Origin of the sequence: Paenibacillus sp. RRE4 (assembly GCF_031844205.1) — a bacterium.
Taxonomy (GTDB): domain Bacteria; phylum Bacillota; class Bacilli; order Paenibacillales; family Paenibacillaceae; genus Paenibacillus; species Paenibacillus xylanexedens_B.
Genome location: NZ_JAUZUT010000001.1, coordinates 1,005,179 through 1,022,817, shown reverse-complemented (window position 1 = coordinate 1,022,817; position 17,639 = coordinate 1,005,179). Strand labels below are relative to the sequence as shown.

Sequence of the window (17,639 nt, the reverse complement as noted above, 5' to 3'; positions counted from 1 at the left end):
ATGCAAAAAAAGTCTCCGTTCCAAGCAGAAGTTGTCTGCAGAACGGAGACTTTTGTTTTTAACGAGATAGATGCTCTCTTATTTCGGACGGCGATAAAATGTAATGCTGCCGTTTCTCATCTTTTTCTCCAACCAGCCCAGGAAGAATAACCGATATACCGGACGTGTTAATGGAAATACTAACGTAAAACCGATGAGATCGGTCACAAAACCAGGGATCAACAGCAGGAATCCGCCGACAAAAACAAAAAGGCCATCGACCATTTTCCGCCCAGGCACCTTACCGCGCTCCATCTCCTGCTTGGCATCCATTAATACCTTTCGCCCTTCAAACTGCAACATGGCTATACCAATCAAGGACGTGAGAATCATAAGAAGCAATGTTTTTCCGGCTCCGATCCAATCACTCATCAGAATGAAACCAAACAGCTCAATCACCGGAATTAATAAAAGTAAAGCCCACATCCATTTTCGCATTGATATGTTACTCCTTTCCTGAAAACCACACCTTTTCAAGCGCGCTGTATAGCTCTGAAGCGACCTTATCCAGTCTAACAGGCTTCCAGTCTGTATTCACCCACACATGCTGGGTAGATCCCGTCACCAATCGTTCACCTGGGAGTAATTCATCATGTGCCCACACCCGTTCGCCGACAGCGAGTGAAACATCATGTTCCTCAGGCATACGTCTGATGTCGTACTCGTAATTCAGGCGCAGGCCGCTAAAAGCGGTGATTCGAGTGAAAATGATGATCTCATCATCGTACCGCGCCGGTTTGTGATACTTCACATCCAGACCGGTTACAGGAAGCAACAGTGCCTGTTCCTCCATTTTACGATATGTATACCCCATTTGGCGAATCATCTCGGTACGACCGATCTCGAACCAGTTCAGGTAGTTCGCATGATAGACAACACCCATCTGGTCACTTTCCTGATAACGTACACGAAGACGGGCTGTATACCAGTTACCATGACTTTCTTTTTGCACGTTCTCTGCCTCCTTGGCTCTACCATTCATACGCTTCAAATCACAGAATCGTGTCATGAAGATGGAAAAAAAGCAACGGGACATCAAGCCCCATTGCTTCTTTCATGTTACTTACCGAATCATACGCTAAAATTAAGCGTTGTTTGGAATTTGGCTTACTTTGATCAGGTTTGTAGAACCGGAGCGGCCCAGAGGTACACCTGCTGTAATCACAACCAGGTCTCCTTCTTTAACCAGTCCTGATTTTACGCCACCTTCAATTGCATTTTCGAACAAAGCATCCGTAGAATCAACCAATCTACCTTTAACAGGAGTTACACCCCATGCCAGTGCCAAACGACGGGAAGTTCTGTCTTCTGTCGTTACAGCGATGATTGGAGCTTCTGGACGATATTTAGAGATCATACGTGCGGTATGTCCGGATTCTGTCGAAGTGATGATCGCTTTTGCGTTCAAATCTTGAGCGGACAGAGCAACGGATTGACTGATCGCTTCAGTAACCGTTGTTTGTTGTGCAACACGTTGTTTCAGATACAGCTCTTGGTAAGGCAGAGCAGATTCTGCTTTTTCTGCGATACGGGACATGGTCAGCACGGACTCTACCGGATATTTACCGGCAGCCGTCTCACCGGACAACATGATTGCATCTGTACCGTCAAAAATTGCGTTTGCTACGTCACTTGCTTCCGCACGAGTCGGACGCGGGTTACGTTGCATCGAATCCAGCATTTGTGTAGCTGTAATAACCGGTTTACCCGCAACATTACATTTTTCGATCATGCGTTTTTGTACCAGTGGTACTTCTTCCGCAGGGATTTCTACACCCAGGTCTCCACGAGCAACCATCAGGCCGTCAGACACTTCAAGGATTTCGTCCAGGTTGTCAACACCTTGTTGGTTTTCGATTTTGGAGATAATTTGAATGTGACCTGCATTATGTTTCTCAAGCAATTCACGAATTTCAAGCACGTCGCTTGCTTTACGAACGAAAGAAGCTGCGATGAAATCGATACCTTGTTCGATACCAAACACGATATCGTTAGCATCTTTTTCAGTGATACCCGGCAGGGAAATCGCAACGCCTGGAACGTTAACACCTTTTTTGCTTTTGATCGTACCGCCGTTAACGATACGGCATTTGATCTCAGTGCCTTGTACTTCTACCACAGTCAGTCCGATCAGACCGTCGTCGATCAGAATTGTAGATCCCGCTTCAACATCTTTAGGAAGATCTGCATACGTAATGGAAAGACGATCTTTGGTTCCCAGAATTTCTTCTGTCGTCAAAGTGATGTACTCGTCCTGAACCAGTTCAATAGGCTCAACTTCCAGTTTACCCGTGCGAATTTCCGGTCCTTTGGTGTCAAGCAGGATCGCTACAGTTTTGTTCAGCTCTTCACATGCTTGGCGAATCGCTACGATCCGTCCGCCGTGCTCATCGAAATCACCGTGGGAGAAGTTCAGACGGGCTACGTTCATGCCAGCCATAATCAGTTTCTTGGTATTCTCCAGGGATTCACTGGATGGGCCAATCGTACATACAATTTTCGTTTTGCGCATTTTGGGTTTCCTCCGATTTTAAAGGTCTAACTTTATATCTCTATTTTTCTTTTTCCAACTATTAAATTTACTATACTTTTAGTCATTTGTATAGGAAATTCGTCACATCATTCTGCATTTCCCGACAAATTTCTCACAGGTTCTGCTTCTAGCGGCTGTTCCGATGCTTCCACTTGGACAGATTCTGCTCCGGTTTGTGGTTCTACTTTACCAGCAGTCTCGGTTTCTTCAACAATTTCTTCCTTTGTTGCTGGTGCTTCAAAGGTGACTGAGCCGATTTTCCGGAATTTCTCGTAGCGATCCTGCTTTAATTGCTCTGCACTCCACCCTTTCATCTCTTCCAGATGACGAACAAGAGCTTCGGAGATCGCCGCTGCAGCCGTATCGTAATCCTGGTGAGCCCCGCCGCGCGGCTCAGGGATAATCTCTTCGATAACATCCATCTCCAGCAGGTCTTTCGCTGTAATTTTCATCGCCTCAGCAGCCTGATCTGCCTTCGATGCATCCTTCCACAGAATAGAAGCAGCACCATTCGGAGAAATTGCCGAGTAGATGGCATGTTCAAGCATAAGCACACGGTTACCTACAGCCATAGCCAAGGCACCGCCACTTCCACCTTCACCAATAACAACAACAATGACTGGAACGGACAGCTTAGCCATCTCCAGCAAATTACGGGCAATAGCTTCCGATTGACCTCTCTCTTCTGCAGTATTACCCGGATACGCTCCTTTAGTATCAACAAACGTAATAATCGGGCGGCCAAATTTATCAGCCTGTTTCATTAAACGCAGTCCTTTACGGAACCCTTCCGGGTGAGCACTTCCAAAAAAGCGGGCAATGTTGTCCTTCGTATCCTTTCCGCGCTGTTGGCCAAGTACCGTTACGGTTTGTCCATTCAGCTTGGCGAGTCCACCAACAACCGCAAGGTCGTCACCAAACATACGGTCACCATGCAATTCCGTAAAATCAGTAAAAATGAGCTGAATCAGATCCAGTGCTGTTGGACGCTGCTGGTGACGAGCCAAATGCATCTTCTGAGCCGGTGTTATGTTGGTGTAAATCTCTTCTTCAAGTCTATGATAACGTTCTTCCAGACGGGCGATTTCTTCGGTGAAATCAATTCCCTTCTCCTGTCCAAACTGAACGAGTTCTTCAATTTTTTTGCGCATCTCAACCAGAGGCGCTTCATATGGCAAACCACCCGCCATTTAGACCCCTCCCTTTTCACTATGCATATCGAGAAGCTTGCCAAGGGTTGTCCGAAGTTCTTTCCGGTGAACAACCATATCCAGCTGACCGTGCTGGAGGTTGAATTCTGCGGTCTGGAAATCATCCGGCAACTTCTGACGGATCGTTTGTTCAATAACAATTCTGCCCGCAAAACCAAATACCGCACCAGGTTCAGCGATAATAATATCGCCAAGGCTCGCGAAACTAGCCGAAACCCCGCCTGTCGTCGGATCGGTAATCACGGAAATATAGAGCCCGCCTTGCTCGTCCAAACGCGCTAAAGCCGCACTCGTTTTCGCCATCTGCATCAGACTCAGGATACTCTCCTGCATCCGGGCACCGCCTGAAGTAGAGAATATAATCAAAGGAAGCTTCTTCTCAATAGCATGTTCAACCGCACGGGTGATCTTCTCTCCGACAACGGATCCCATACTGCCTGTGAAGAAATCAAAGCTCATCACGGCGACAACAACTGGCAGACCTTCAATCGTGCCTTCTCCCGTAATAACAGCTTCTTTCAAACCAGACTTCAGACGTTGCTGCTCTAACTTGTTGCTGTATCCCGGGAATCCGAGTGGATCAACCGAAACCATATCGGCATCATGCTCAACAAAACCTTCTTCATCGAGCACCATGGCAATTCGCTCCATCGCGTTAAGACGCATATGGTAGCCGCAGGCAGGACATACTTTCAGGTTTTTCTCCAGTTCCTTGCTATATTGAATGGTGCCGCACTTGCTGCACTTGTTCATGAGTCCTTCAGGTATTTCACGTTTTGGGCGCTCGACGGCTTCCTGCCGTTCACCTGGATTTGCACGCTCGGAAGGTATGGTAGCGTACTTCCGTTTCTTTTGGAATATATCTTTGAACACAACTACACCTCTCCAGCCAATAATTTGATGGCCGCAGGCTACAGTCCGCTGTAACAATCAGCTTGGTCTGCATGCTGCGGTGAACCGCTTACGCTTATAACTCATGCAAAGACTTATACCTTAACTAGCATTCAGAACAAAATTCCTCCGATATAAGGCAAAAATCAACGGCTACTCTCCGCAAAATTGATGTTACCTGCAATAACCGATTAACAAAAAAAGAAGGAAGGACAGTAGCATTACACACATGCAAGTCGATTCCTCTTTCCGCTTTCGCGGTAAGTCCCTTATGTACCAGTGGTACTTTTTGTTATCTGCCAAGGCACTTCAATATCGAGAATCAGGAATGCAGAATGGAATTCAACACTTCCTGAACCTCTTCCAATTCCCCAGAAGGGACGCGAATCTCATATTGTTGCTTGGATAAACTGATGGGACGGGTCTGTACCAGAAAACCTTCTTCCGAAAGCTTGGTCTTGATCTTGTCCGCAACCTTTGCTGTCGGCGCAATGTAAATCACCGTCCACATGCCATGTCCGCCCCCTAAGCTAATGTTCAGAGCCCGTATATTGGACTAATGATACCATACCTCCGTTTTTTTCTGCAAGGAAGGGTTGAAGACCTTTCAGGAGAAAACCGGATGATTCGGGACATTGACCCCTGCTTGGCAAGCCAAATGGTCATAGTCATGTGATATAAATCGCAGACTTTTCCTAACAGGCAAAAACCATACAGGGCAGCCTTAGCCGCCCTTAATCCTATGGGACAGATTGAGATGGCAACCACAGTATTCTGTTGGTATTAATGGATTTTACAGGTCGGAAGAGTATTTCTTGGCTTTAATATTTTTGTGTGCAATCCGCGCGGAGGCAGCTGCAGCAAGACCTGCAACCAGATCATCCAGGAACACATGAACGGCCGATTTTTGTTCATTCAAATCATGAATCACACCTATTTTTTCCTTGTCCAGATAGCCAAAACTGGTTAAACCAATCATGCCGTAGACATGCGTTATCCCTAAAGCCAGAGTCTCGTCCACTCCATAGAGTGACTCATCCGCCTCCATTATCGCTTGCAGCGGTTGGGGCAGAAGCTTTTTTTCAGCCAGTTCGTCAAGTGCAATGCCCGTGTACAATGTGTACTGTACCTCTCTTTTTTGCAAAACGGATTTTACGCTGGTTACGCAGTCGTCCATGGTCAATTCCGGGTGGTACCCTTTCTGCAAACGATATACAATTTCTGCGATAGCATCAATGTGTACACCTCGCCGGGCCAGCATAGCTTCCGCGATCTCATATGACATATCTCGACCTCCCGCATCAATCCCCCGAGAACTTCAAGGTTCTTCGGTGTTCTCAAGTGTATGCAGTGAACTTCCGAAATGTTCATAAAATGTGCGAATGTACACGCACGAGTGAACGTTACGCTATACCGATCTTCTGTTGGCAAGCATGTGCAAGTATAGCTGACGATCATTGGTTAAATTTTCAAACAGGTCATCTTCTCATCTTGCAGTTTCATTTAGAGATGCATATAAATCAGGAGAGAGATTCTAGTAACCAGGGCGAACACAATTCCTCATAAAATAGAATTTCCCGGCGCATTTTGCTGTTTTTCACCGGAATAACCATTTTCGTGATCATTACAACTGGCAATATGTACATTCGCGCAAATGCTTCTGGTGAACGATAGTACTCAGCCGAAAGGATACATGTTTGGCAGAACTTTTATAAAAAAAAGCATGCCCACCGTTCTCTATCATGTAAACGGTGGACATGCTCTTGCTGAAGGTGGTAAAACCCTTCAGCTTTATTTGATTTTGACTGTCCCTTCACCAAGCATTTTCTCCATTTGGGAGAACAGTGCCGGTGAAGGTTTGATCCGGTAGGCGTCGCTCAGGGCGAGTAGCTTCTGCTGTTGCTCGTAGAAGAGCACGGTCGCCATCGGGCCAGGGTGTTGCTGGAGTAGCTCTTTGAGACGCGCCAGCAGCTCGGGCTTCTCGGCCTGCGGGGTGAGCTTCACGAACACCCGCTGCTCGGCCCCACGCGGCGCGCGGCCCTGCTCCGCCGCGCTAGCCGCCGCAGGCGCTGCACTGCCCGCGCGTGCGCTGGCTGCGGCGCCTGTGCCTGCCTCGCTGCGCGCCGAGGCAGGGCTGCGGCTTCCGCTTGCACGCGCAGCGGAAGCGTCACCGCCTGCGCTGCTGCGCTGCGCTGCGGCTCCCGCGCCCGCGGGTCGCTGCGGCGAAGCCGCCTGCGCCGGGCGCGAAGCGCTGCCGCTGCCGGGCTTGCCGCGGCGGTCGCGGCTGCGCAGCTGCTGTTCCAGTGCCGCCGGTGTCAGCGGCGACACTTCCTCGGCCAGCAGCTTAAAGCCCTCGTCCTGCTGCTGCACCTTGGCACGCACGACGAGCAGTTCGCCTTTCCCGACATGCTGCTGGCTTCGCCGCCATACCTCGGGAAAGAGAACCACTTCGCAGCGTTCGACCTGGTCTTCCAGCTCCATGAACGCCATCGCCTTGCCCTGTTTCGTCGTAATCGACTTCACGGACACTACCATACCTGCGGCGACGGCCATCGTATCGTCAGCCGCCTCCGTCAATTCCATGATCCGGTCAGCCCCGCTCGATGCGAGCACATCTTCGTAGTCATCCAGTGGATGGCCGGACAGATACAGACCTAGCAGTTCACGCTCCAGTTCCAGTTGCTGACTTGCCGAGAACGGCGGAATTTCCGGATATTCAATCTCCCAGTTGGGTGTCTCCACAAAGTCAAACAGCTGAATCTGCAAGTCCTCACGCTCTTTACGCCATTTCAGAGCCGCTTCAACAGTCTCGTCTAGCATTGCGAGCAATTGAGCACGATGTCCTGGCAGGCTGTCAAATGCACCAGCCTGAATCAGTGATTCAATAACACGTTTGTTGCACACTCTCAGATCAACACGGCGACAAAAATCGAGTAAACTGTCGAACGGTTTTTCCTGTCTGACGGCCATAATGCTTTCCATCGCTTGCGTGCCTACATTTTTCACTGCAGCCAGCCCAAAACGAATGGCTCCTGAAGACCATAGCGTTACTGCGCTACTCTCCTCATCGATTAATTCAGCTGCCTTTTCCTGAATCTGTCCATACGCCTGATCGGGATTCTGGTTGTGCGTCTCAACCTCAGACTGAGCATGCTCGGCCCCATGCAACCTATCATGATCCCGCATTTTTTGCTGATCATGAACCTGTTCCGATCCAAGCACAGTGTCGGATACAGATATTTTCACCAGACCCGGGTCTAACTGAAGACCGGATGTTTTCGAATCTGACTTAGCAGATACAGACTGCCAACCTTCGTCGTATCCCCTTATCTCCATTTCCGTTAAGTGTTCGTTATCCTCCGGCATAGGCCCAGGATCATCCGGTAACGGCACCCCTCCGTAATCCCCGTGTTCCTCATAGTTATCATATGAAACATCTTTACGGGCTTCGGAAGCTTCACCCGTTACCCTTGATTCATCCTTCTCCTTCACAGCAGACGAAGCAAACACAGGTGTGAACAAAATGCCACTTTCATTTACGTCCGGCGGGAGCACGTCAATCTGCATGTGACGGCATTCCACTACATACTCTGCAACCTTACGATGGCTCCCCATAACGGCGGTTAACATAGAAGCCATGAAATGCACAGGATAGTGCGCCTTCAAGTAAGCCGTTTGGAATGCAAGAACACCATATGCAGCTGCGTGAGCACGTGGAAAACCGTAGTTGGCAAATTTGACAATCATATCGTACACGAGATCCGCTTCCGCTTCGCTGTATCCCTGTTTCAGACTGCCCTGAACGAAGTGCCCCCGTTCCAGATCGAGCACTTCTCTTTTTTTCTTGGAAACAGCTCGGCGCAACAAATCCGCTTCTCCCAAGGAAAACCCTGCCATACGGGATGCAATCTGCATGATCTGCTCCTGATATACAATGATGCCGTACGTATCTTTCAAAATCGGCTCCAGATCGCCATGTGGATAATCCACTTCAATCTGCCCGTGCTTCCCCTGAATATATTTCGAAATAAACTCCATCGGACCCGGACGATACAAGGCCAGAACGGAGATAATATCTTCAAATACACTTGGCTTTAATTCTTTCAGAACCCGGCGCATACCTGCGGATTCCAGCTGGAATACACCCATCGTATCCCCTCTGCCTAACATCTCGTAAGTCGGAGAATCATCATCGGAAATCCGTGTAAAATCAGGAACTTCCGCACGCTCCCCAATCCAGCGGAGACAGCGTTCTATAATGGAGAGGGTACGTAGGCCGAGAAAGTCCATCTTAAGCAGCCCTATCGATTCCAGATTTTCCATGGAATACTGCGTCAAAGCTGTTCCTTCGCTACCTTCCTGCAATGGAACGGCATCCGTCAGCGGATCTCGTGAAATGACGACACCCGCAGCATGCGTGGAAGCATGACGGGGCATGCCTTCTACCTTCATTGCCATATCGAGCAACTCACGTGTCTTGGGTTTCGTCTCATACAACGCCTTCAGCTCCGGCGTAGCTTCCATTGCTCGTTCAATGTTAATGCCTAACTGCGCAGGAATCAGTTTCGCAGCCTTGTCCACTTCGCCATATGGCACATTCAGCGCCCGCCCAACATCACGGACCGCAGCCCGGGCTGCCATGGTTCCAAACGTAATAATTTGGGCAACATGGGCTTTGCCGTATTTCTGTGCCACATAATCGATGACCTCGTCACGACGTTCATCACTGAAATCGATATCGATATCGGGCATGGATATCCGCTCAGGATTGAGAAAACGCTCGAAGAGCAGGTTATATTTCATCGGATCGACATCCGTAATACGAAGTGTATAGGCGACCAAGCTTCCTGCCGACGAACCCCGACCGGGTCCCGTGACAATCCCCTGCTTGTGCGCGTAGGCGATGAAATCCCACACGATCAGGAAATAATCCGAGAAGCCCATGCTGTCAATCACGCGCAACTCATAGTCCAACCGTTGCTCCAGCTCTGTACGAAGCGCCGTCTCGTTCCACCGATCGGACTCTGCATACCGGGCAATCATGCCCTCTTCACACAATTGACGCAGATATGCAGACGGACTCGAACCTTCAGGCAATGGACGGTATTCCGGTAAAATCGATTTGCCAAATTCCAGCTCCAATTCGCAAGAATCGGCGATGCGGGCTGTATTAGCGATGGCCTCCGGTACATGAGGGAACAGACGAGCCATTTGCTCGCCGCTCTTCAAATACAATTGGTTCGTTCCGATCCGCAAACGAGCCTCATCTTCTACCGTTTTACCTGTCCCGATACAGATCAGGACATCCTGTAATTCTGCATCCTCTTCGGATAGATAGTGAGCATCATTCGTTGCCACAAGTTCAATTTCCAATTCAGCAGCGAGTTTGATCAGCTGCGGATTGACTCTTTTTTGCTCAGCCAGTCCGTGATCCTGTAGTTCCAGATAAAAGTCGGAGCCAAAGATGTTTTTGTAACGTAGCGCGGCACGACGCGCCTCTTCTTCACGCCCATGTAACAGATGTTGCGGGACTTCGCCGCCGAGACAAGCGCTGAGACAGATAATCCCCTCATGATGTGCCGCCAAACTCTCCATGTCGATACGCGGTTTATAGTGGAAACCCTCCAGATGTCCAATGGAACACAGCTTCATCAGGTTCCGATAACCGGTCATATTTTTCGCCAGCAAAATCAAATGATATATCGGTTGATCCTTCCGGCTTCCCCGTTCTTTGCGAGAACCTGCCGTCATATATGCTTCGCAGCCTATAATCGGTTTGATTCCCCGCTGGGCGCAGGCTTTATAAAACGGGATAGCCCCATACATGACGCCATGATCGGTCAGCGCAAGTGTCGTCATCCCCAGATCTGCGGCTTTATCCACGAGATCCGGAATACGCGCAGCGCCGTCCAGCAAACTATATTCACTGTGAACATGCAAATGCACAAAAGAACTCATGTCTTTTTACTTCCTTTCCCCTTCTTACAGTGGCAGCTCTCATTACTTCCGTTGTGCTCTCCCTGGTGTGCTATATACCATGCACAAGTGTTGAATCTGTTAAAAAATCAATATATACCTGCGATTATATGAATAGTTCCTCTAAAATTTAAATAATCAAACAAATGAAAGAGTTTATTCTTCTATTTTATCATAACGTCAGGGGGCTCGCCCATACAATAGAAGTACAAGCTGCTCCCCTGTTGCACAAATCCAAAACAGGCGGTATGCTGCTGGTCTGAAAGGGGTGTTGTGGGTGAGCACTTTTTTATCCAAAGCCATTCTTGACTTCTTTATTGCATTCGGGATCGTGCTGGGCGGCGCGATGATTGGGGGTATAGGTGCAGTCATTTCCCTTCAGCCTCCGACCCAAACAATGCTCGATATTTCTGGCAAAATTAAAATCTGGGCACTCGCTGCAGCTGTGGGCGGTACGATCGATCCGATGCGAGTCATTGAGAGTAATTTTCTGGATGGCAACCTGTCACCAGCAGTAAAACAAATCCTGTACCTGATCTCAGCCTTTATGGGTGCACATATGGGAACCGAACTGGTGAAATGGGTGTGCGGCGGAGGCCGGGGTTAGATGACCCGTGATGACCCTGCATGAGACTTCCCCCCTTCTCCCGCTACCGCCCGTTGATGCGTATGACTGCCGTATTTGTGCTCGGAATGATCGCTGGATGTGTTGTGTATAACGGTGTGTTTCATCTCAGTTATAACAAACTGTGGCTAAATAATCAGGAGCTGCAACTTCAACTACACCAGAACGAGGAGGATATAAAAACACTGAAAAAATACAGTAAGCGCCAAACGGTGATCAAAGAGATCAAAGTTCGCGCCGAAGAATCCGATAAAGGCCCCGATGAGGCCTCATTAAAACTGATGTTACAGAAGCTCGGGGATGAGCTTGAAGTGTTGCGTGGAAGAGATGTATTTAACATCGACGAATATAGCAAAATGACACGCATCATGCTTAATCAAAAAATCTATAAGGTCCGGGAAAAAGAATATTCCGTTCAGGTCAAAACGATGCTTGTCATGGAGGGCGTTTTACAAGTCTGGGTACAGATCCGCATGCATGTTCCGGCATAATCTCCGAAAAATGCAAAAAACTGCCCTGGTCTGCATGGTCACATGCTACAATAAGGGCAGTCTATGTTTTTCAAAAAAGGAGTTGCTTCTTGCGTGTTGATCGAAGTATTCAAGTATATTCTGATCGCCCTCTTCGCCATCGCTATGATCTGTTCTGCAATGAACAGCATTCGTTCACGCCGGACGACTGACCGACATGTTGCCGGTTTGTACCGCTCCTGGACGAATATCTGGATGGGCTGCATGCTTGTCATTCTCGCACTGATCCTGATGTTTGTTTTTACCGGCTCTACGCTATCTGTCATTGTGGAAGCGCTCTTCCTGATCATGGGAGCTTACAACGTGTTTGCTGGTATCCGTAATCGCAGTTACTACGCCAGACTTAAACAGCATTCCGGCAATACACCGGCTTAGAGTTAATCGTTGCACATTTCGAAGCGTTTCGGTACAAGTCAGTCAGGTTTGGACAACATATCGGCAAAAAAAGAGAGCACACCCGAACAATCTTGAGGTGAATAGAGTAAGCCGCACGCACTTTGCTGCATTGCTGTGATCTGTACATGTTTATCGTACATGTCAACGTGCAAATGCCGTATAACAGATCAATGGCTCACTTTTTCCCCTGAAGGGCAATCGCTCTCTTTTTTATGTGCCGGGATATATTTTTATAGACAATCTCTTTTGAATACGTATTATGCATTTATTCTAAGCATGGTCTATGGACTGCAGCGTCATGACTGCCTTGCACACCACACTGCCCTCACGGGTAATGACAATATCCATTTTGCATGTTCTTCGGCTCGTTTCAAGAATCATGGGACGCACCATAATCTGATCTTCAATCTGCACCGGACGGACAAAATACGTCGTTACGTTATCAACCACATGGTCGTTGCCCGTGACGTCCCATGCTGCTCTTCGGGCAGCTTGTGTCATCACATTCAGTAACACGCCTTCCGAGATCGTGCCCAAATCCGTGGCCATCTGGGGAATAATGAAGCCGTGGAACAACAGTTCGTTCTGTTCCCCACGTTCTTCTGCGAATCCGTTCCAGATCAGATGATCAAAGGTCTCGCCAAGCTGGGGTTGCTTCTGCGCATCACGCATGGCCTGCAGTACTTCCTTACGTGTAACGGAAGCAATAAGCTTACGGTTACGATCCACAATGGGCAGGAAATCTATGCCTTCCCAGGTCATGATCTGCGCAGCAGAAGCAAGGGAGGTCTGTAACGATGCTGTTATCGGACGGCGAACGACACACTTTTCAATGCTTTGATCCGGTTGCAGTTCACTGACATCCTTCAGACTCACAATACCGATGACCCGGTTCCATTCATCTACAACCGGAAAGCGGTGCTCCCCTGTTTCCGACACCAGCGAATGAAAATCCGAAGCCGAACTCGTTACTTTGAGCACTTGCAGACGGGGTTTCTGGCCGATAATATCCTCCACCAGCATGATTTTTTTCTTGATCAGCCTGTCGAAGATCGCACGGTTAATCATAGAGGCCACGGTAAAGGTATCATGTCTGGAGGAGATAATCGGCAGTCCCAGCTCATCTGCCATAATTCTTACATCCCTGCTTGTACCAAAGCCCCCCGTAATCAATACGCCAGCTCCTTGTTCCAGTGCCAGGGAATGAGCGTCTTCCCTGTTACCGACAATAAGCAGGCTGCCAGCATCGATGTAACGCGCCATCGCCTGCTCCTTCATCGCCCCAATCACATACTTGTGCAAAGGTTTGGCTAGTCCTTCATTACCGCCAAGCACATGTCCCTCCACAATCGTGACCACGTCGGCAAAGGTGAGTTGCTCCGACATGCCCCGAGGTCTTTTTTCGATCCGCACCGTTCCGATTCTCTCTTTCGTCACGACCAATCCGAAGTTCTCCGCCTCTTTAACGGCACGATAAGCTGTTCCCTCACTTACCCCCAGTTCACGTGCAAGCCCGCGTACCGAGATTTTGCTGCCCACCTTCAATTGCTCAATATGCTGTAGAAGCTGTTCATGCTTCGTGACGTTTTCTTCTTGTCCGTCCAACTGTACCACCCCCGAGGTTGCATCTGTACTATACTGTATCTATTATAACACGACCTTAGGAAAATAACCCCATCTGACCTAGAGTCCTGACCCGCAAAAAAACTTCTCACTTTTATTCTGCATGATCTGCTCCTGTGTGCTTTGCTTAAACACACAAATAAGACCGAAACCCCGCACACTTCAGGATTCCGGTCTATCTATAACTTATTTATACGGATTCGCTACGCTCCTGCTTGTCCAGCAGTTTCATCTCCCACTGCCGTAACTTCGCCCGGCGTACAGCCTCCAGCGCACGTTTTTTCTCCTCATCTACGCCAAGAATGAAATGCAGGTGTGCGCCTACAATTAATAGCGAGAACAGCACCCACACAATACCGAAAATATTAACCCAGTCCATTCCGCCAGCAAAGGAAATGCGCGGAAGCGCAATAACCAGCATCGACAACGCAATCAGCAGATAGATGACATGTTTTGTTTTTTTCAACCTCTTCACTATTCACAGCTCCTTCGTTCCATATATAGCTAGTCTATGAACGGTTCAGAGGGAATATGAGAGGATCGCAGAAAAAAACAGACAAGTATATGCTTATTAAGCTTATAGCTTAAGCTTCCGCTCCGCCATACAGATGAGCCAGGCTATCTGCAATAATTTTATTTACATCCTCGATAATGACGCTAAGGCGACGCTCTGCATCAAACAGGCGGCGGATGTTCAGGTTCAGACTCAATACTTCAAAGAGTTTTTCCATCTTTTCCATCTCATCCGGTGCTGGCATATCTCCGCTCATCATGCGTTGCTGCAATTCCATCTGTTGGTTGCGAAAGTTGTCCAGCATCGCTTTGGCCTCTGGATCGGCTTCAATCAATTTCATCGCAGAGGTAATCTCCTCTACCTCGCTACTTTCTCTTAGTGCTTTTGCCAAATCATTGGCTTTGTCATAAATATTCATTATAATTCCTCCTCTAAATTGGTTGTTCATCCGTGTAAGAACACGCATTCTATGCTCTCAAATAAAGGTTCTGGATCAGGCCGCCCAAAAACGCCCCAAATCAAACACATTTAAATCCGGCTGGGTCAATCACCAAGGGGTATATGTCCTCATATGATGAAGCACATGCCATGTTCAGATGCCGTTCAAATTCAAGATCAGACATCAAGCTGCCGCCCGGAAGGAGATCCGTGATGTCCACTAAAAAAGTAACGATACAGGTTACCGGCTCGGGCATCCTGCAGGACGACGTCATCATGCTGGGCGAAGGGGTTCTCAAAGCACTCAAGATTCCTTCGGGAAGACCTCTTCAACTGCAATTCGGTTCGTACCGCCGTGAAGTTACAGTTATTCCGGTTCCCCGGTATGACGGATTAAGACTCAATCAGACGGTAGCCAGCAAAACCGGACTTGTGCCCCGTTCAGTCCTGAGGGTATCTTACCGTGCTTCCAGCCATACGCTTCGCCTGGGACCCTACATCAGCGTTATGGTCAGCCAGGATTACCCCGATCAACCCGATCGGCCCTTTGGCTCGATTACGATGTTCTGCCAGGAATTAGTGCATGCCTGCCGAAAGCAGGGCGCCTATGTATCCTTTTTCACACCGGAGGACATCGGAGCAGTAACTGGTTACATGCAAGGCTGGGTATATGATGACGGCTGGAAAAAAACCGTTCTGCCTGTGGCAGATGTGGTCAATAACCGGCTGACGTCCCGCAAACTCGAGAACAAACCTAGCGTACAGCATTTTATGAAAGAAGTAAAATCGCTATACGGTACACACACCTTTAACGAAAAGTTCCTGGACAAAAATGAGGTGTTTGACGCACTCAAGTCGATCACGACACTCAAACGGGTGCTGCCGGAGTCCCATTTGCTCAAAACATCAGCGACTCTCAAAGCGATGTGCCAGCGTTACCCGGTCGTCTTTCTGAAGCCGGTTCGTGGTTCACTAGGCAAAGGCATTATCCGGGTTTCCCGTCAGCCAGAAGGAGGGTATCTAACTCTGGCGACAAGTGTCGGAGGTACCCGCAAACAATCTTATGCTTCTCTGGATAAACTCTATGCCAGTATGTCCGGAAAAATGAAAACAACGCGTTATCAGATTCAGCAAGGGCTGACCCTGATTGACAACAGCGGCAGGCCCGTTGATTTCCGCGCGCTCGTGCAAAAGAATAAGACGGGAAAGTGGAGTGTAACTTCCATCGTTGCCCGTATTGCAGGGGGCAGTCATTACGTCTCCAATCTGGCGAGAGGCGGAAGCCTCAGCACCGTCAAAGAAGCCGTAGCCAAAACGCAGCTGTCCAGTTCTGCCAAAGCTTCGGCCTATGCAGGGTTGCATACAGCAGCACTGGATATTGCCAAAGGGATTGATAGTGCTATTCCTGCCCATTTTGGTGAGCTAGGTATCGATCTCGCACTAGACACAAGTGGACGCGTATGGCTGCTTGAGGTGAATTCAAAACCATCCAAGAACGATAATACACCGCTGAGCGAGAGTAAAATTCGCCCGTCGGTCAAAGCAATACTCGAATACTCCACATACCTGGCCGGATTCTGAAGTTTGATCTCATGAAGGAGGTGCAGCAAGATGTTTACATCGCCGCAAAACAACACCATGGCTATACTCGTCCGTGAAGCAGAAGGCTCACCTCCTTTTGCAGATGAACGCTTCTGCCGCACGCTTTGCGTGGAAAGTTCCAAGTACGGGTTACGAACTATCGTCATTCCGATTCTGGCCGAATATACCGGAGGCACTCTTCTGAGGGCATACACTTACCATCAAAAGGAATGGAAAGCTATTCGTATGCCTATGATCGATCTGGTGATGAACCGATGCCTGAATCCACTTTCTAGAAATACCAAGCAGCAGCTGGAACGCTATCTACCTCATACCTCCACTCTTCGCCAGCGCTCTTGGTCAAGTGCACTTCCTGGCAAATGGGAAGTGCATCGCGCTCTATCGAAGTCAACCACGCTTCGGGGACTACTTGCTCCAACCACTCGGGTAAGGTCGACTATTCCCTGGGAAATATGGCTTGCCCGCTGGCCCAAAGGTTTATTTTTCAAACCCGCTTCAGGAACTCATGGCAAAAACACCTTCCGCTTATCCGTAGGAGGATTACCATTCTCCTGGATTGTGGAGGGTCGTAATAGAAGCAACGAACACTATGTTAAGTCATTTCATCAAGCAACGGATGTATCTTCCTGGCTGGAATCACATCAGGCTGTACAAAACATGATTGTGCAGCCTTATCTGGAGCTTAGCCATCACGGAAGAGCATTTGATATAAGGGCACTGGTACAAAAAAACGGGCAAGGACGCTGGACGCTGACGGGATGTATGATTCGGGAAGGAGCAGAAGGCTCTCTGACCTCGAATCTTCACGGCGGGGGTAACGCTTATCCTGCTGATGCATACCTTACCAAACGATATGGCAAAGACAAAGCTTCATCGCTTCTGCAACAGATCAAACATGCTGCCGCTCTCATTCCTCCGACGCTGGAGAGCCGTTTCGGCCGACTTGCGGAACTTGGTCTTGATTTTGGAGCCGATGTGGCCGGCAGGCTGTGGTTGCTTGAAGTGAATTCAAAACCAGGCCGCACCTCATTTGCGGAATCAGATGATAAACGCATGCATGCCCTGACGTATACTCAACCGCTTGCTTACGCCCGTTATCTGCTGCAACAACATGTTCTCGCGGACGTCTTATGTCCAATGAAAATGCCGAATTCATCCAGCAAAGCTGGCCTGAAACGCATCCCGATTCCAGGCAGCAAGGGGCCTGTAATGCCTGCATGCCATGGAGCACAAGGATCTTTTTCAGGATAGGAGGATAAAT

Annotated in this window: 16 protein-coding genes; 5 read left to right on the top strand and 11 right to left on the bottom strand. The window is 48.8% G+C overall.

Features of this window, described 5'->3' with window-relative positions; all coding sequences use genetic code 11:
- Positions 1–78: 78 nt before the first annotated feature.
- The 8 genes from Q9R46_RS04850 to Q9R46_RS04815 form a co-directional block, all read right to left on the bottom strand.
- Positions 79–483, bottom strand: coding sequence for an FxsA family protein (locus tag Q9R46_RS04850; protein WP_090920522.1), 405 nt, complete (start codon positions 481–483; stop codon positions 79–81).
- Position 484: 1 nt separating this feature from the next.
- Entirely contained in the window at positions 485–1,021 is a 537-nt protein-coding gene (locus tag Q9R46_RS04845) for an acyl-CoA thioesterase (RefSeq protein WP_311280947.1), read from the bottom strand.
- A 102-nt stretch (positions 1,022–1,123) separates the two neighbouring features.
- Positions 1,124–2,551: a pyruvate kinase gene (gene pyk / locus Q9R46_RS04840; RefSeq protein ID WP_090920229.1), complete on the bottom strand. Its 1,428-nt coding sequence runs from the start codon at positions 2,549–2,551 to the stop codon at positions 1,124–1,126.
- A 107-nt stretch (positions 2,552–2,658) separates the two neighbouring features.
- Positions 2,659–3,762 carry an acetyl-CoA carboxylase carboxyltransferase subunit alpha gene (locus Q9R46_RS04835; RefSeq protein ID WP_311279151.1) on the bottom strand — a complete coding sequence of 368 codons (1,104 nt, stop codon included), beginning with the start codon at positions 3,760–3,762 and terminating at the stop codon, positions 2,659–2,661.
- Positions 3,763–4,656 carry an acetyl-CoA carboxylase, carboxyltransferase subunit beta gene (accD, locus tag Q9R46_RS04830; RefSeq protein ID WP_145332717.1) on the bottom strand — a complete coding sequence of 298 codons (894 nt, stop codon included), beginning with the start codon at positions 4,654–4,656 and terminating at the stop codon, positions 3,763–3,765.
- A gap of 340 nt (positions 4,657–4,996) precedes the next feature.
- Positions 4,997–5,185: a glutamate decarboxylase gene (locus Q9R46_RS04825; RefSeq protein WP_090920220.1), complete on the bottom strand. Its 189-nt coding sequence runs from the start codon at positions 5,183–5,185 to the stop codon at positions 4,997–4,999.
- A gap of 282 nt (positions 5,186–5,467) precedes the next feature.
- Positions 5,468–5,959, bottom strand: coding sequence for a phosphatidylglycerophosphatase A family protein (locus tag Q9R46_RS04820; protein WP_145329171.1), 492 nt, complete (start codon positions 5,957–5,959; stop codon positions 5,468–5,470).
- A 506-nt stretch (positions 5,960–6,465) separates the two neighbouring features.
- Entirely contained in the window at positions 6,466–10,632 is a 4,167-nt protein-coding gene (locus Q9R46_RS04815) for a DNA polymerase III subunit alpha (protein WP_311279150.1), read from the bottom strand.
- A 295-nt stretch (positions 10,633–10,927) separates the two neighbouring features.
- Here Q9R46_RS04815 and Q9R46_RS04810 point away from each other — a divergent pair, with 295 nt between their 5' ends.
- The 3 genes from Q9R46_RS04810 to Q9R46_RS04800 all read left to right on the top strand — a co-directional run bounded on the left by Q9R46_RS04810 (position 10,928) and on the right by Q9R46_RS04800 (position 12,180).
- A complete protein-coding gene (locus tag Q9R46_RS04810) occupies positions 10,928–11,257 on the top strand; it encodes a YtrH family sporulation protein (RefSeq protein ID WP_090920214.1) in 330 nt (109 codons plus the stop codon).
- Positions 11,258–11,277: 20 nt separating this feature from the next.
- Entirely contained in the window at positions 11,278–11,766 is a 489-nt protein-coding gene (locus Q9R46_RS04805; protein ID WP_123067379.1) for a sporulation membrane protein YtrI, read from the top strand.
- Between the two features lie 93 nt (positions 11,767–11,859).
- Positions 11,860–12,180, top strand: a complete 321-nt coding sequence (locus Q9R46_RS04800; RefSeq protein WP_186331516.1) for a YtpI family protein — start codon at positions 11,860–11,862, stop codon at positions 12,178–12,180.
- Positions 12,181–12,471: 291 nt separating this feature from the next.
- Here the strand turns inward: Q9R46_RS04800 and Q9R46_RS04795 are convergent, their stop codons facing one another.
- The 3 genes from Q9R46_RS04795 to Q9R46_RS04785 all read right to left on the bottom strand — a co-directional run bounded on the left by Q9R46_RS04795 (position 12,472) and on the right by Q9R46_RS04785 (position 14,756).
- The gene (locus Q9R46_RS04795) at positions 12,472–13,806 is read right to left on the bottom strand and encodes a DRTGG domain-containing protein (protein WP_311279149.1); all 1,335 of its coding nucleotides are present in this window, start codon (positions 13,804–13,806) and stop codon (positions 12,472–12,474) included.
- A gap of 208 nt (positions 13,807–14,014) precedes the next feature.
- A complete protein-coding gene (locus tag Q9R46_RS04790; protein ID WP_090920203.1) occupies positions 14,015–14,299 on the bottom strand; it encodes a hypothetical protein in 285 nt (94 codons plus the stop codon).
- Positions 14,300–14,408: 109 nt separating this feature from the next.
- Positions 14,409–14,756 (bottom strand): YlbF/YmcA family competence regulator, encoded by a 348-nt coding sequence (locus Q9R46_RS04785; RefSeq protein ID WP_090920200.1) that lies wholly within the window; start codon positions 14,754–14,756, stop codon positions 14,409–14,411.
- A 233-nt stretch (positions 14,757–14,989) separates the two neighbouring features.
- Between Q9R46_RS04785 and Q9R46_RS04780 the strand changes: the two genes are divergently transcribed.
- Together Q9R46_RS04780 and Q9R46_RS04775 are read left to right on the top strand one after the other, a co-directional pair.
- On the top strand, positions 14,990–16,357 hold the full coding sequence (locus Q9R46_RS04780) for a YheC/YheD family endospore coat-associated protein (RefSeq protein WP_311279148.1): 1,368 nt from the start codon (positions 14,990–14,992) through the stop codon (positions 16,355–16,357).
- 30 nt (positions 16,358–16,387) lie between these two features.
- Positions 16,388–17,629: a YheC/YheD family endospore coat-associated protein gene (locus Q9R46_RS04775; protein ID WP_311279147.1), complete on the top strand. Its 1,242-nt coding sequence runs from the start codon at positions 16,388–16,390 to the stop codon at positions 17,627–17,629.
- The last annotated feature ends 10 nt before the right edge of the window (positions 17,630–17,639 follow it).